Genomic DNA, 15,967 nt, shown 5'->3' on the forward strand with positions numbered 1-15,967 from the left:
AAAGCCCCCGCAGCATACGGGGGCAGAACATTCGATTTACCGTAAAAACGGCGCAGTCATCTTCTTTCATCCGGACTATACCGTCGGCTCCGGGATCACACCGGATCAGCCGCATTGCGGCTCGCAGGCTATAACTGCCGGTCAGGAATCTCACCCTGCCCCGAAGACAACTAAATTATATCACAGCATCACGCTGTTGTCAATAGGCAGAATGACATTTCTGCCATAAAAATCATATTTGTTTTTCAGACCTCAGCCTTTACTCCACATCATAAAATCATCGTACACAAGGGGCTTTGAATAATAATATCCCTGAAAACTGTCAACGCTGTACTGCCTGAGTATATCGCCCATACCAGCTGTCTCTACGCCCTCGACACAGACACTTGCGCCACAGGTGTTAGCCATCATGACGAAAGTCTTCACCAGTTCACGCTCCTTGATATCCTCTTCTATCCTGCTGACAAGGCTCCTGTCGATTTTTATCGTATCGAAAGGAAGCTCCTTGACTATGCCGATAGATGAAAAGCCTGTACCAAAATCATCGAGAGCCACCTTTACTCCCCTGCTGCGCAGACTGCATACAGCATTGCCCAGCAGGTCGATATCCAGAAGCCTGCATCTTTCGGTAACTTCAAGGCACAGGTTCTCAGGGGGATAGCCTGTCTTTTCAAGAATATCCATAACCATATCCACAAAATCAGCTTTCTCGATCTGTGAATACGACAGATTGACATTGATGGTAAAATCAGGATATTTCTCCCGCATTTTCTGAGCATCTTTTACTGCTGTCGTGAGTATCCATTCACCCAGCGACGGAAAGAGCGGATCCTGTTCCAGCAGAGGTATAAAGTGATCCGGGGGCACCATGCCGTACTCTTCACTTCTCCACCTCAGCAGTGCTTCAGCACCTTTGAGCTTCTCGGACTTAGCATCCACAAAAGGCTGATACATAAGGTAGAATCCCTCAAAGCCTTGTGTTATCGAGGCTCTTATGGCATGGAATTTCTCTATCCTCTGCCTGTTTCCGCTTTCGAGATCATTGTTGAATAAAACAAGATCACCGCGTCGTTTTATCTTTGATTCATTATACGCAAAGGAAAGGCAGGTCATTACCGTCTGTGAATCGATGTTGAAGTTATCTATATTTATCATGCCCGCATTGAGTTCCAGCATGATCTTTTTGTCATCTATGACTATGCCTTCTCTGAAACGAGCACGCAGATTGTTATACCGTTCAATTGTTCTCTCAACTGAAATATCTTTGGTGCTGAGTAAAGCAAACTTTGTACCGTCCAGTCTGTACACACTGGCGAAATCCGCTGAATTATCAAAAAGAAACCGACCTGTCTTCTGCAGTACAAGATTTCCGAAATGATAACCGTAGATCTCATTGATCTCCGAAAACTTTGCAATACCCACAAGACCGATGTGCATAACATTGTTTTTGACAATGTTCGACTGCACCTCATCAAAGAATCCGTACTGATTTCTAAGTCCTGTAAGGCTGTCGATGTTGCTCTGTATGCCGTGATCTCTTATAGCGCCCACAAAGTATTCGGGTTCGCCGTTTTCATCTTTCAGCACTATACCGCGGCAGGTGCATACATTGTATTCTCCGTTTATTCTCCTTGCGCGGTACTGCATATCATGGCCTTTGCTTTTGCCTGAAAAAATGTCCGCAAGACCGCTGTGATATGCTTCCCTGTCCTCCTCATGGATATGCTCCTCCCAGATATCTCCCGCGCCGTACATATATTCCGAGGGCAGTCCGTAAGAATCCACTGCCGCCTTTGACCATCTGGAAAAATCATACTTCATATCACAAATGTAGATATACATCCCGTCAGCGGCTATGCAGTTCATCTCGAACATACCGTCAAGTACCCTCTTGCGTTCCGCAGGTATGCGCTTTGCGGCTTCCTCCGTCTTATTGATCTCAGCAACAGGTCTGCCGTCTTTCAGCCTGAGTTTGTCCTGATACATATTCTCGTCAGCACGCTTGAAAACATCCGAGAACTTCTTATCGTTCAGCTTGTCATATACACCTATGCCTACAGCCAGCACAGGACCATCATTTTTCTTGAAGTTTTCAAGAGATAATTTTCGCAGTGTTTCAACAAGTGAAATGCGTTTTTCGTAATCCGAACCTGCAAGCACTGCTGTAAATTCATCTCCGCCAATCCTGAAAACAGGGCTGTGGGCAAAAAGTCCGCATATTATCCTGCATGAAGACTTGATATATTCGTCTCCCGCCTTATGACCTTCATTGTCATTTATGGTTTTAAGATCGTTGATATCACATATCACCACAGCGAAAGGAGAATGTCCCGCACCGCTGTCCATGCTGTTCTGGATAGATTCTTCAAACTCACGGAAAGCGATCATATTTCTGGTCTCTGTCAGACCGTCCCGCCTTGCAAGCTCATTGGCTTTGTTGAGCGCATCTATCTGCTCCTGTTCCTTCTTGACTTCTTCATCTATATTTTCAAGACCGATGATAAAATGCGTTTTATCTCCCGAACGCATTACCGTCAGCCTAGTATGGGTGGTTCTGCCACGCGACCTTAACCTGAAATCAGCACTGTACTGGCTGTTGGTTTCAAGGGATGTGATCATATAGTCCTTGTCGCATAACGAAAGTATCCTGTCCCTGTCCTTTGGGTGTACCTGCTTGTTGATGACACTGACAGCTTCGTTATAAAAATCCTTGCCGTCAAAGTTCAGCGAGCCGTCAACCGCAGGATGATCCGATGAATACCGCGAATAATCCCCGGTACTGCTGTTGACATAGTATATAACATCATAGCGCAGAGCAAGGGTGTTTACAATATGACCGTAAGCCGCTTTCTCCTTCATGGTCTCTTCAAGAAGCTGCTGAGTTTTTACTTCATCATTGATGTTCTCGATACCAACTAGGATATGCTTTTTATCATTCGCCCATATCTGAAGACAGCGACAGTGCATCACCGAACCGCCCACCATAAGTCTGTAGGTAAGATTGAATGACTTTACTTTTTTCAGGTTTTCCAATATGGTCTGCTTTTTGAACTGCGGTATTACTCTCTCCTGATCTTCGGGGTGAACATATTTCTTCATGTTTTTGTGGCTCTCGCTGAAGAAATCGTCGCCCTCCGCGGGAACATTCAGGCTCTTGTATATATCCGTGGAGGAATATTCAAAGTATCCGTCAGTCTCCATATCGACATAGTAAAGCGTATCGTAGTGCGCAGCAAGGCTGCCCGCGATCTGATTATAGACCTCAAGCTCATACTTATTCTTTTCAGCCTTCTGTCTTTCTCTAACTTCCTTGTCAACATTTCTGATACCAATAACAAAGTGATTGGTATCTTCACCCACACCCCTTATCAGGCTGAGGGCATGATAGACAGGCTTACCACTGAGTATCACACGATACTCAGTCCTGTATTCGCCGCCTTTTTCCAGAATTGAAAGTAGGTTATCTCTCCTGAGATCCTGCAGGAATATATGTCTGTCCTCTTCATATATGACACGTTCAACATCTTCTTCAAGATCAGCAAAGAAATCCTTGCCGCCTTGTTCAAGTTTGATCGACCGTGAAGAGGCATCAGAAGAATACCACCAATACTCGCTTGTTGCTGCATTGATGTAATATATACCTTTATATTCGATAAGCAGTGTTTCTGCTATTTTTAAGAAAACGGGATCGTTGTTTAGCATAAATAATACCTCCTGCAAACAAGGCAAAATGTATTTATATAATTATACACTATTTCGTTAAGAAAATCAATACAATGATTAATATAATATGAAATTTCAAATATCCAAACAAATATTACAGTGCGATATTGGTCGAAATCACAAGATATTAAAATATTTAAGTAAAACTGAGATTCAGATATAATAGTGCCCCTCAAGGGATATTCCCATTGAGGGGCATTAATATGGAAGAACAAATCTGTAAAGCTAAGTTAAATCGGGAATTTCCCTTATCTTGCGGAATGGGCATAGCTTGCGATGCAATTCTTTTTATCGGAATATTTTGCCTTTTCGCGGGCGAATATCACGATGAAAGCCGCAGAATTTATCAGCAGTGCGCCTACCCATGCGAATATCTCAGCAGCTGCAGTGGCTTTGAAGCCCATGCTGTCGATAAGAAGAACTATCGCGCCAATGCGTAGCACCATTTCAGCTATGCCCGAAAGCATTGGCACAAACGGGAATCCCATTCCCTGCACACCGTTCCTGATAACGAAAAGCATATCGACTGAAAGTATCATAACGCCGCAAACAGGCAGGAACTCTGCCGCGTAGCTTATCTGCTTTTCGCCTGAAAGTATCAGCGAAGCAAGCCATTCGGGGAAAAATACCATCACCGAACCGAACACCAGATATGCCGCGCCTGCAATGCCAAGGCAGACTTTCAAGCCGTCCCATATCCTGTCGAAACGCTTTGCGCCGTAGTTCTGGCTTGTATAGGAAGACATGGCTGCACCAGCGGTTGCGGCAGGCTGCATGAACATATTCAGATATCTGCTGCAAGCCGAGTATGCCGAAGTGAACGCAACTCCAAGACCGTTTACGAAATACTGCACAGCCATACAGCCCACAGCAGTAATTGAATTCATAAGCGCCATAGGTATGCCGTTTCCGAGAAGTACGGAATACATCTTTGTGTCATGGGAAAAATCCGACTTCGAAAGGGCAAGGAAATCTGTTTTGCGCAGTTTATCGAAGCACACAGCACCCGAAAACACCTGTGAAACGATAGTTGCAAGCGCCGCACCTCTCACGCCCCAGCGGAAAATGAAAATGAACACCGAGTTGAGAGTGATATTCATTACCGAGGATACTATTATAGCTTTCAGCGGTGTTTTGCTATCACCGAGAGCACGGAGTATCCCCGCGCACATATTGTACATTATGGTAGCGGCAAGTCCGCCAAAAAGAATGTAGCCGTATTGCAGGCTCTCCTCAATTATCGAAGGATCTGTTCTCAGCAATATAAGTATAGGTCTGAGAAAAAACGCGCTGAAAAGGGTGAGCAGTACTGTTATCACAGAGGCAAGTTCAATGGAATGCGCCAGTGTCCTGCGTAGCTTATCCATGTTCTTTTCACCAAAGCTCTGAGCTATCAGTATGGAGAATCCGTTGGAAAGTCCCATAGAAAAACCTATTATCAGAAAACACAGCGACGACATATTACCTACTGCAGCAAGTGAATCGTCACCGAGACCTTTTCCGACTATGGCGGTATCAGCAAAAGAATACAGCTGCTGCAGTGAATTCGTCAGCAACAAAGGAAAGAAGAAACGCATTATAAGTTTGAACGGTCTGCCTTGTGTAAGGTCGGAAGTACTGTTCATTAAAAGAGATCCTCCTTTTTTGATTGCCCTATTGATTTTTTTTAATATTTGTGTTACAATATTTATATATAATTGGAAAAAACTGCATAAGAAAGGAATCAGCCTATGAGTTCCCTTTTTGAAAAGCAGGACAGCCTTAATTCGCCTATCGAAACTTTCATTTTTGATACCGAAAAAATGAGCTTTCCCGTAAAACCACACTGGCATTATTTTGCTGAATTCATATACGTTATCAACGGTAAAGCCGCCGTAACCTGTGACGGTATACCATACGATGTATCAGAAGGAGAACTGATGATATTCTACCCCTCCTCTGTACATTCAATAATGTCTGCCGACGGAAATCCTATTCTTTTCGCGGGACTTAAATTTGATCCCGCCAAATTCCCGAATTCTTCGTCATATGCACCATCAGTTACTGCCGTTTTCAGATACGCACGATCAAAAGATATGCGGATACATTTTAACTCTGCCGAATCAGACGAGCTCAACTGCCGTGAGATCTTCGATGACTGCGTTAAGGAGACCGAACATTATCTTTACGGCAGGGATATTATCCTCCGCTCCCAGATCTATCGTCTCATTTTCGGAATTGTAAGAAAATGGATATCCTCAGGCCTTGATATCAACGGCTGTCCCGCGAACTCGGCAGATGTTTTCGGCATTGAAAATATCGCAGAGTATATCGACAGCTGCCTCGACGAGAATATCCGCGTAACGGATATCGCCGACAAATGCCACATGAGCTACTCGGGCTTTGCGGTAAAGTTCCGCGAACAATACGGCATGAGCTGTAAGGAATATATCGAGCGTATGCGCATATTCAAAGCCGAAGAGTATCTTCTTTTCACCGATCACGACCTGACTTTCATCAGCCAGCAGACAGGCTTTTCCGACTGCAGCCACTTTATCCGCAGCTTCAAACGCCAGCGCGGGCTGACACCGAAACAGTTCCGTATATCAAAAAAGAGATCGGGTGGTTGACGTATTACATTATAACACCACTTGCCGGATAAAAATATCACTATTTGCTTCAAAAATTGTATAAATCTATAAATGTTTCCTCAGACCGTTGAAAAGCGACGGGAGATTTGCTATTATATGAGCACGGAAAATCAACAGACCCACCAAGGAGGTTTATCATGAGAGTATTGCTTATCGGCGGCACGGGAACTATCAGCATGGCAATAACAAAATTGCTTTTGTCAGGTGATAACGAGGTCTATCTGCTCAACAGAGGCAGCAGGAACAGCGGACTTGAAGGTAATATCAAATTTATAACAGCGGATATCAATAACGAGGAAGAGACCACTGAAAAGATCAAGGATATGGAATTTGACTGCGTGGCTGAATTCATCGGATTCGTTCCCTCACAGGTCGAAAGAGATTTCAGGCTTTTTAATGGCAAGACCAAGCAGTATATCTATATAAGTTCTGCATCTGCATACCAGAAACCACCTCAGAGCTATCTCATAACCGAGGAAACTCCTCTTGAAAATCCTTACTGGGAATATTCAAGGAACAAGAAAGCCAGCGAGGAATATCTTTTTGAAAGATACCGTAAGGACGGCTTCCCTGTTACTATTGTACGCCCCAGCCATACCTATGATGAACGCAGCGTCCCCCTTGGGGTACACGGAAACGGCGGAAGCTGGCAGGTCATCAGACGTATCATGGAGGGCAAGCCTGTTATAATCCACGGCGATGGTTCCTCACTCTGGACGATAACCCACAACAGCGATTTTGCCAAGGGCTTTGTGGGACTTATTGGTAAAAAAGAAGCCATTGGACAGGCTTACCATATCACCTCCGATGAAAGCGTCAGCTGGAACAGCATATACAAAGCTATTGCCGATGCGCTGGGTGTTGAACTTAATGCATACTATGTATCCTCGCAAATGTTGGCAGCTATGGGCAAAGAATATGACTTTACAGGCAGTCTTATCGGTGATAAGTCAAATTCGGTTATATTCGATAACTCAAAGCTGAGGTCGCTGGTTCCTGATTTCAAGGCGGAGATAAGCGCGGCAAAGGGTATTGAAATGACTGTTAAAAACATCCTCGCACACCCCGAATACCAACATGAGGACAAGGAATTCGACCTGTGGTGTGACAAGGTAATTGATACTATCGAAAAAGCAAAGGAGAATATGAATGGTTGATGTAAAAGGACGCTGGGCATTTATAACAGGTGCCGCAAGAGGTATCGGATACAGAGCAGCGCTGTTCATGGCTGAACACGGCTGTAATCTTATAGTTCATGGCAGAACTCCCGCCCACTGTGAAAAGGTGGTAGCGGAAGCAAAAGCGCTGGGTGTACAGGCTTATGCGGTAAGTGCTGAATTTTCCGACATTTCGCAGGTAGAAAAAATGCTTGCTGATATCGACGCTCTCGGTGTGACAGTTGATATAGTACTGAACAACGCAGGCATACAGGTGGCTTACAGAACAGAATACCTAGATACGCCTGCTTCTGATTACACAGAAAGCTTCAAGATAAACACCATAGCACCAATGATGATAACCTATCATTTTCTCGAAAAAATGGGCAAAACAGGCTTCGGCAGGATCGTTAACACCACCAGCGGCATCCGTCTTGAACCCGAGCAGGCAGGTTACAGCGCAAGTAAAGCCGCACTCGATAAGGTTACTATGGATCTCGCATCAAAATACAACGGCACGGATATCTGCATAAATATCACCGATCCGGGCTGGTGCAGAACAGACCTCGGCGGTCCTCATGCACCCAATGACCCCGACAGCGCTCTTCCCGGAGTTGTGGTCGGTGCGTTCATCGACGACAAAAAGTCGGGAAGAAATTTTGCGGCAGGAAATTTCCACGGAATGACCCTTGAAGAAGCAGTTAAAAAAGCTGAAAGCGATATACCCGTTTACACAGGTTCCATCGGACTTTGATCTAAAGGAGGACATTTATGAATAACTTCAATTTTTACAGCCCAACAGAATTTGTATTCGGAAAAGACAGAGAAAATGAGTGCGGAACTTACGTAAAAAAGTTCGGCGGAAGCAAGGTTCTCATTCACTACGGCGGAAGCTCCGCTGTAAAGTCGGGATTGCTGGACAGAGTTAAGAGATCCCTTGAAAACAGCGGTATCGCTTACTGCGAGCTGGGCGGCGTACAGCCCAATCCCCGCGACGGTCTTGTATACAAGGGCATAGAACTTTGCCACAAGGAAAATATTGATTTCATTCTCGCTGTCGGCGGAGGCTCGGTAATAGATTCTTCCAAGGCAATTGCGGCTGGCGTTCCATATGACGGCGATTTCTGGGATTTTTACAGCGGTAAGCATATCGATAAGGCTCTCTCGGTGGGAACAGTACTGACCATAGCTGCGGCAGGCAGCGAGGGTTCGGGAGATTCTGTCATCACCAAAGAGGACGGTATGCTCAAAAGAGGTGCAGGCGCTGATGCACTGCGCCCCAAGTTCTCGGTAATGAACCCAGAGCTGACACAGACACTTCCCGCTTATCAGACAGCCTGCGGTGCTACGGATATCATGGCGCACGTTTTTGAAAGATATTTCACCAACACAACAGAAGTAGAGATAACTGACCGTCTTTGCGAGGCAGTGCTCATTACAATGGTGAAAGAAACTCCCAGAGTTATCGCAGACCCCAATAACTACGAAGCGAGAGCGAATATCATGTGGGCAGGAATGGTGGCTCACAATAATATCGTAGGTGTTGGCAGAGAGCAGGACTGGAACAGCCACGGCATCGAGCATGAGCTTTCAGCCCTGTATGACTGCGCTCACGGTGCGGGACTTGCCGTTATCATGCCTGCATGGATGGAGTTCGTTTACAAGCATAACATCATGCGTTTCTGCCAGATGGCAGTAAGAGTTTTCGGCTGCAAAATGGATTTTGAGAACCCTGAAAATACTGCACTTGCAGGTATAAAAGCTTTCCGCAGGTTCTTGCACGATATCGGTATGCCGATCAATTTTGCAGAGCTTGGCGCTAAAGAAGAGGACATTCCCGCACTTACCGAGAAATTCGGTCTTGGTGATGGCAAAACAGGCGGTTTTGTACATCTCTCCTCCGAAGATGTAACGCAGATATATAAGATCGCTGCAAAAGCTTCACTTCCACAGTAATTAGAACATTCCGAAACACAAGGTTTAACCTGTGCTGTGCTCGGTAAAAAAGATTCTGAATGTCTTTCAGAGGGAAGAATATCATATAACGGACAGCCGCTCTGTAACGGCTGTCCGTTATTATTTCTGTGTTCAAAAAATCTCCGACCGATCTGCATTTCATTTCCCAAAAAGCTTGAATCGATCAAGCTTTTGTGGTATAATATAAAAAACACAGTTCAGCAACTTCGGGAGGTGCAGATATGGATAGATTTATGGCAATAGCTGTCACGGAAGCAAGAAACGGTATCCGCGCAGGACACGGCGGTCCTTTCGGGTGCGTTATCGTGAAGGATGGTGAGATCATCGGCAGAGGACATAATGAAGTTGTTCTGCAAAAAGACCCGACCTGTCACGGTGAGATAATGGCAATACATAATGCCTGTAAAACACTGGGCACTTTCGATCTTTCAGGCTGTGAACTTTACACCACAGCTGAACCCTGCCCCATGTGCCTTGGGGCTATCCGCTGGGCGAATATAAAAAAGGTCTACTACGGCTGTAATGTCTCCGATACTGACAAGATCGGTTTCCGAGATCAGCAGTTTTATTCCGAAACCGCTGACTTTCTTGAAGAACTCGACCGCAAAGAATGTCTAGAGGTCTTCTATGAATACCGTGACATCGAAGACAAGATCGGTTACTGAACCCTATGTTACAAAGAATTTACGCACATAACGCAAAAACGGCAGTCCGCACGGAACTGCCGTTTTTATATTCTCCAAAACCGATAATTACCTTACAGTAACAGTTATCGCATTCTTGATAGGATCGGTTGTATTCCACTTGCCGTTAACTCTTGCAGCTACAGCGACCCTGTAGGTCATGCCGGATGTCAGGTTCTTGGGAGTTACATAGCTGTTTGTAGTAATATTGGAAGTCTGAACTCTCCACTTGCCTGCCAGATATACAGCAATGCCGTACTTGTCAGCACCATCGACCTTATCCCAGATGAACTGGATCTGATGATACTTGGAGTTGGTTATAGCCCTTACATTCTTAGGATAATCATCATTCTGGGGATCGGGATCACCGAAGGATGAATTATCAAATACCACGTTCGCATTGTTCAGGAAAGTCGAATTTGAAGGCTTATCAATGCTGTTCCACTTGTCCTGTGTGCCGTAGAATGTGATTGTCGCACGGCTGTTTACGTCAGAGAATGCATAACCATCGATCTTTGTAAGGTTGCTTGAAAGCTTCAGCTCGCTGAGCCTGTTGCAGTATGAAAATGCCATCAGACCTATGTAAGTTGCACCCTTTGCATCAACAGAAGTCAGGTTCTCACAGTAGAAGAATGTGTTGTCACCGATTTCCTTAACGCTTGTAGGGAAAACAACGGAAGTAACATCATTGTTTCCTGCAAAAGCGCTGGGAGAAACGTACTTTACACTTGAAGGTACAGTAACATCGCCCTTGGTAGTCTTAGCGTCGATAAGAGCGCCGTTAACGATGACCATAGGGTTCTGTTCACGCTGTGCTTTCAGCCAGGGAGTGGAATCAAAGCACTTATCGTGTATCTCTACCAGCTTGTTCGGGAATTTAACTGTATCGAGACTGGTGCAGTACTCAAATGCGTGCATCTCCATAACTTCAAGGCTTGAAGGCAGAGTTACAGACTGAAGATTTGTAGACATCGAGAACGCATAATATCCGATCGTCTTTACGGAATCTGGTATTGAGATGCTTGTAAGCTTAGTGCACTGGAATGCATATCTCGCAATAGCGGTAACAGGCAGACCATCGATAGTTGAAGGTATAGTCAACGAGGTAGTACCGTCGGTACAGCTGTAAGCCTCGATATGGTCGGAATATTTATAGTACTTCAGATTGCCCGAAGTTCCCACAGTATAGTTAGTATCGGTAGGTCCGTAAGCAGCACTTGCAGTTATCTGTGCATTAGGGAATACACCCTGAGCTGCCATCGAAGAAACGGACGCAGCCATAACTGCAATAGCTAAAGCAGTTGTTCTGATAATTTTTCTTCCTGTTGTTTTCATTTTCACACTCTCCATCTCATTTAATTAAAAACACATCCATATCGAATAAAAGCATAGCTACACCGGCTATATAAATGTTTTATCCAATATAACGATTTTATTATATCATATAACAAATCCTTTGTCTACAAAAATTTTCAAATATGAATGTAAACTTTTTGCGGTTTTGTCAATGCGAACTTGACTACATCAAGAAGAATGCAGAGTTCAGGAGCAAGGCAGGGCTTAACTGCTACATAGAGCGTAAGGACGGGCACAACTGCTGTGACTGGTGCTCGAAACTTGCAGGGCGTTATCGCTACCCCGATGAAGTCCCGAAAGATGTGTACAGGCGGCATGACAACTGCACCTGTGATGTATCCTACGTTTCGGAGAAAGGGCGGCAGAACGTTCACAGCAAGCGGTGGGCTAATGAGCAGGCTAAGGCTCAGAGGATAGAGTATGCGGCTAGTCTGCCTAAGCCTATGAAGCTGACTAAAGCAGAGGCGATTGCGAAAGAGTCCGAGATTTTGGCTCGTAAAGAGTTGACTTATGACGAAAAAAGCGGTATAATGAATACGGTGAATAACACTCAGGATTTCATGGACCGTGAACACCATAACACACTAAGCCGTAAGGTAAACAAAAGCTGAGTTGTTCGATTTAGTTAAGGAGTTGATGGGATATGATGGCAAAAGCAAGTAACAGGGAGATAGAGCTATTAAACCAGCTTGCCCCTTGGCTCATAATAAGCGAAAAAGATGGCGAACCTGCAAAACTGAAACCAGATGCTCCCGATGAGATAAAGAAACTCTATAAAGAATGGCTTAATATGTAAACCGATTGACTAAGTTAGGCGATTTTTTCATACCCGAACAACAAAACACCCGAACCCACCTCAAAGCCGCCTCCTGCTGCTGATGAGGAAATAACCGCTATGCTTGAAACGTTGGGAACAACTGCAAGCGGGCTCATAGACGACTAGCATTTGCGACCGACATCAATGTCGGCGGCAGGTGCTTTTTTTATACCTATAAGGATCAATTCTTCTGCTTGCGATATTCAAGGGGTGTGATACCACAGCGTTCTTTGAACTGCCGCGTGAAATGCTCGTAATTCCGATAGCCGCATTTTCCTGCGATATCATGGGCTGTCAGGTTTGTGGAAGTCAGCAGCATCTTTGCGTACTCCGTCTTGGCGTTGATGAAATCCTGTACGAATGTCACGCCGAAGATCTTCTTATAATAGTACTGAAAAGACGCAGGGCTCATGCGTACTTCATGCGCCGCCCATGTTACCGAGCGCGGGATGTAAGGCTCGGCGTATATCTTATGGCGGATAGTCAGCAGTATCTCATGCTCGGCATCTTTTATCTGCTTGTCGGGCAGATAAAGTGTATCGCTGACGCGGTTGAATATCAGCCACATATAGTGCTCCATATTCTCCTGCGCATATGGTGACCCCGAGGTATATTCGTCAGCGATAGCCTTGATGCACCAGCTTAAAAACTCAACAGAATCCGTCGGCACTCCCTTGGCATAGGGTATCTTTCTTTTCAGAAATTCCGCTTCTTCACCCTCACTGAAACGAAAATGTACCCAGTCGTTCGCAAATTCATGCTTTGGAACACACCTGTAATACTGCGCCACGCCCTGAGGATAAATAAAGAAAGAATTCTTCGGAACAAAGATATCTTGACCGTCTATCGTGAAAATGGTTTCGGTTTTGAGTATCAGCAGCAGACAGTCTCCGCTGCCATTGGGACGCTCGATAAAAAAGTCCGTATCGTGCCTGTGATTATAGCCAACATTATTGATTATCATCATATATCACCCGATTTTTTCTAAAAACATCATTCAAGTTATATTATATATCATTGAATTCTCATTGTCAACAGTGTATAATAAATTTAGTTCAGGGGACAGCTTTATGCGCATTATTCACAATGGATATGTGGATTAATGTACATTATCTACAAGGGGTTAATTCAGCACACACTTAGCAACAGGTTAATACACGGCTGATTTTTTCTGTCCCCATCACAGTCAAATGGTCAGATAAGGCTGTGACAGCAACCAAAACAGGTCTGCCGCTTAAATGAGAGGAGTATGCGGCAGACGAGAGCAAAGCAAAACTTTATGATTTAGAAGGGGTAGTTTTTTATGAAAACTAGAAGCAAAAAGACTCTTGCGCTTTCAGTGGTCTGCGCAATGGCAGTTTCCTGTCTTTCAGCCATTGAACCTGTCCGTGCTGAAGCCGCTTTCGAGAAAAACGCTCAGCAGACTGTTGCCGATATGGGTCTGGGGTGGAACCTGGGCAACTCGCTGGACAGCTATTCAGGTACTACGGTAGGTTCTAACAGAGGAAGCACATCTTCCGAAACGGCATGGGGAAATCCCGCAACGACCAAAGCCATGATCGACATGGTAAAAAAATCGGGTGTAAAGACAGTTCGTGTACCCGTGACCTGGTACGAACACATGGATCCTGTCACCTACAAGATCGACGAAACATGGATGAACAGGGTCGAAGAGATCGTAAACTACGTACTCGATGATGATATGTACTGCATCATCAACGTACATCACGATACAGGTGAAAAGGGCTGGCTGAAAGCAAACAGCACGAACCTTCAGACAAAGAAAGCCATGTTCACATCTATCTGGGAACAGGTCAGCGACAATTTTGCCGATTACGGCGACAAGCTTCTGTTTGAGGGCTTCAACGAGATACTGGACGACAGTGCAAATCAGTGGTGGATACCAAGCTCGGAAGCTTGCCCCATCTCCAACGATCTCAACCAGATATTCGTTGATACTGTTAGAAAATCGGGTGGAAACAACGCTAAGAGAAATCTGATATGCAACACCTACTGCGGCGGTGCAAACAATGAGATCACCAGCCAGTACGTTCTGCCTAAGGATACCATCAGCGACAGACTGATAGTTGAAGCTCACGTATATCAGCCATTTGAGTTCACCCACGAAAGTTACCCCGAGATAACATCGTGGACAAAATCTCCGCTGGATAATGTGCTGGATAATCTCAACAGAACATTCTCCCAGAAAGGCATACCCGTTATCATCGGTGAGTTCGGCTGTGCAAACAAGAACAATATGGATCAGATCACTTCATGGGCAAAGTACCTTGTAGAGAAGTGTACAAATTACGGTATGTGCTGCATCTGGTGGGATAACGGTTCTCAGTATAAGATCTACAACCGCCGCACACTGAAAGTTACTCAGCCCGAACTGCTGAATACTATGCTGGCAGCTGCAGGTTCAGAGGTTAACGTTGATCCTCAGAAAGAGGTCAAAGGCGATATCAACGGTGACGGCAAGCTAAACGATACCGACAAGGAACTGCTCCGGAATTATCTGGTGAAAAAGTCCACGAATATCAGCATGAAAGCCGATATCAACAAGGACGGAGAGATCGATATCCTCGATCTCGTTGAGATGGAAAGAGCTATCCTGAACCCCGAGACTGTTCCCGATGAGAATAATCTCTGTGCCAACGAAGACAACTGGGCAAGCTGGACCGATACCTCAGAGGGCGGTCAGGGCGAGCTGTTCTATGTTGACAACGGCGTATCAATGCAGGTAGATAAGGGCGGTAATTACGAATGGAACGCACAGTTCTTCTATGATGCCATCACCCTTGAACAGGGCGCTACTTACAAGCTCTCATTCGATTATATCAGCAATAAGCCTCAGTCCACAACTGTTATCGTAAATCAGGGTCACGGTGATTATTTATCATATTACAGCGATACCCTTAACTGGACGACCTCAGCTCAGCATTATACCGCAACTTTTGATTATACTTCAAAGACCGACAATGCCTGCCGTGTAACATTCAATCTTGGAGGCAAAGGCGTGAACGTTCCTTACAAGGTAACTGTCACAAATCTTTCTCTTGTCAAAGTCAGCGGCGGTTCTTCCACAACAACACAGCCTTCTACAACAGAACCTACTGTTACAACAGGAACAAATATGACATCTGATGCTTCCAAGTTCTCAGGCTGGGCAAATACCGAAGGCGGCGCGTCTGCAACATTCAAGAATCTGAGCAACGGTCTTCAGATCGCTGTTAAGAATTCAGGTACAGACGTTTGGCACGTTCAGGGTATGTATCCCGACCTCACACTTGAAAGAGGAGCAACTTACGAGATCTCATTCGATTATCAGGCAGACAAGTCCGTAGAGATGGGCTATAAATTCCAGCAGAATTATGACCCCTACGATCAGTACTTCTACGCACCTCTGAACTTCACAACTCAGAAGCAGCATTATTCCAAGACTTTCGCGATGACCGAACCTACTGATGATAATGTTGCCTGCGTATTCACCTGCGGTGGTGTAAATGCTCCCGTTACAGTTACCATCACCGATCTCGTTATTAAAAAGATATCTTGAATATAACCTCTTTAGTTGAAAGATCACCTTACAAAAAACTCTCTGTCAGAGCGGCAGAGAGTTTT

General features: G+C 45.0%; 13 protein-coding genes and 1 riboswitch. Of the genes, 8 read left to right on the top strand and 5 right to left on the bottom strand.

What is annotated here, in order from left to right:
• Positions 1-54: 54 nt before the first annotated feature.
• Positions 55-172: riboswitch (FMN riboswitch) on the bottom strand.
• Between the two features lie 80 nt (positions 173-252).
• A complete protein-coding gene (locus tag BMY75_RS17465) occupies positions 253-3,702 on the bottom strand; it encodes an EAL domain-containing protein (RefSeq protein ID WP_081350467.1) in 3,450 nt (1,149 codons plus the stop codon).
• A 269-nt stretch (positions 3,703-3,971) separates the two neighbouring features.
• Positions 3,972-5,348: an MATE family efflux transporter gene (locus BMY75_RS06780; protein ID WP_074831556.1), complete on the bottom strand. Its 1,377-nt coding sequence runs from the start codon at positions 5,346-5,348 to the stop codon at positions 3,972-3,974.
• Between the two features lie 105 nt (positions 5,349-5,453).
• Between BMY75_RS06780 and BMY75_RS06785 the strand changes: the two genes are divergently transcribed.
• From BMY75_RS06785 to BMY75_RS06805, 5 genes are all read left to right on the top strand, one after another.
• Positions 5,454-6,332: an AraC family transcriptional regulator gene (locus BMY75_RS06785; protein ID WP_074831560.1), complete on the top strand. Its 879-nt coding sequence runs from the start codon at positions 5,454-5,456 to the stop codon at positions 6,330-6,332.
• A 158-nt stretch (positions 6,333-6,490) separates the two neighbouring features.
• The gene (locus BMY75_RS06790; RefSeq protein ID WP_074831563.1) at positions 6,491-7,510 is read left to right on the top strand and encodes an SDR family oxidoreductase; all 1,020 of its coding nucleotides are present in this window, start codon (positions 6,491-6,493) and stop codon (positions 7,508-7,510) included.
• Entirely contained in the window at positions 7,503-8,264 is a 762-nt protein-coding gene (locus BMY75_RS06795) for an SDR family NAD(P)-dependent oxidoreductase (RefSeq protein WP_074831566.1), read from the top strand. The genes BMY75_RS06790 and BMY75_RS06795 overlap by 8 nt, the downstream gene beginning before the upstream one ends.
• 17 nt (positions 8,265-8,281) lie before the next feature.
• Positions 8,282-9,466, top strand: a complete 1,185-nt coding sequence (locus BMY75_RS06800) for an iron-containing alcohol dehydrogenase (protein WP_074831569.1) — start codon at positions 8,282-8,284, stop codon at positions 9,464-9,466.
• A gap of 242 nt (positions 9,467-9,708) precedes the next feature.
• Positions 9,709-10,152 carry a nucleoside deaminase gene (locus tag BMY75_RS06805; protein ID WP_074831572.1) on the top strand — a complete coding sequence of 148 codons (444 nt, stop codon included), beginning with the start codon at positions 9,709-9,711 and terminating at the stop codon, positions 10,150-10,152.
• 87 nt (positions 10,153-10,239) lie between these two features.
• Here BMY75_RS06805 and BMY75_RS18800 read toward each other — a convergent pair whose 3' ends face one another.
• Positions 10,240-11,505: a leucine-rich repeat domain-containing protein gene (locus BMY75_RS18800; protein WP_074831575.1), complete on the bottom strand. Its 1,266-nt coding sequence runs from the start codon at positions 11,503-11,505 to the stop codon at positions 10,240-10,242.
• A 158-nt stretch (positions 11,506-11,663) separates the two neighbouring features.
• Here BMY75_RS18800 and BMY75_RS06815 point away from each other — a divergent pair, with 158 nt between their 5' ends.
• Complete coding sequence (locus BMY75_RS06815) at positions 11,664-12,137, top strand: hypothetical protein (protein ID WP_139199739.1); 474 nt, start codon at positions 11,664-11,666, stop codon at positions 12,135-12,137.
• Between the two features lie 32 nt (positions 12,138-12,169).
• Positions 12,170-12,322: a hypothetical protein gene (locus tag BMY75_RS17950; protein WP_170844266.1), complete on the top strand. Its 153-nt coding sequence runs from the start codon at positions 12,170-12,172 to the stop codon at positions 12,320-12,322.
• Positions 12,323-12,336: 14 nt separating this feature from the next.
• On the opposite strand, the gene BMY75_RS18640 is transcribed toward BMY75_RS17950, so the two are convergent.
• Complete coding sequence (locus tag BMY75_RS18640; protein ID WP_278289165.1) at positions 12,337-12,459, bottom strand: hypothetical protein; 123 nt, start codon at positions 12,457-12,459, stop codon at positions 12,337-12,339.
• A 65-nt stretch (positions 12,460-12,524) separates the two neighbouring features.
• On the bottom strand, positions 12,525-13,310 hold the full coding sequence (locus BMY75_RS06820; protein ID WP_242940190.1) for an AraC family transcriptional regulator: 786 nt from the start codon (positions 13,308-13,310) through the stop codon (positions 12,525-12,527).
• A gap of 336 nt (positions 13,311-13,646) precedes the next feature.
• Here BMY75_RS06820 and BMY75_RS06825 point away from each other — a divergent pair, with 336 nt between their 5' ends.
• Positions 13,647-15,902 carry a cellulase family glycosylhydrolase gene (locus BMY75_RS06825; RefSeq protein ID WP_074831584.1) on the top strand — a complete coding sequence of 752 codons (2,256 nt, stop codon included), beginning with the start codon at positions 13,647-13,649 and terminating at the stop codon, positions 15,900-15,902.
• Positions 15,903-15,967 lie beyond the last annotated feature (65 nt).

This window comes from Hominimerdicola alba (assembly GCF_900109655.1).
In the GTDB taxonomy this organism is placed as follows: Bacteria; Bacillota; Clostridia; order Oscillospirales; family Ruminococcaceae; genus Hominimerdicola; species Hominimerdicola alba_B.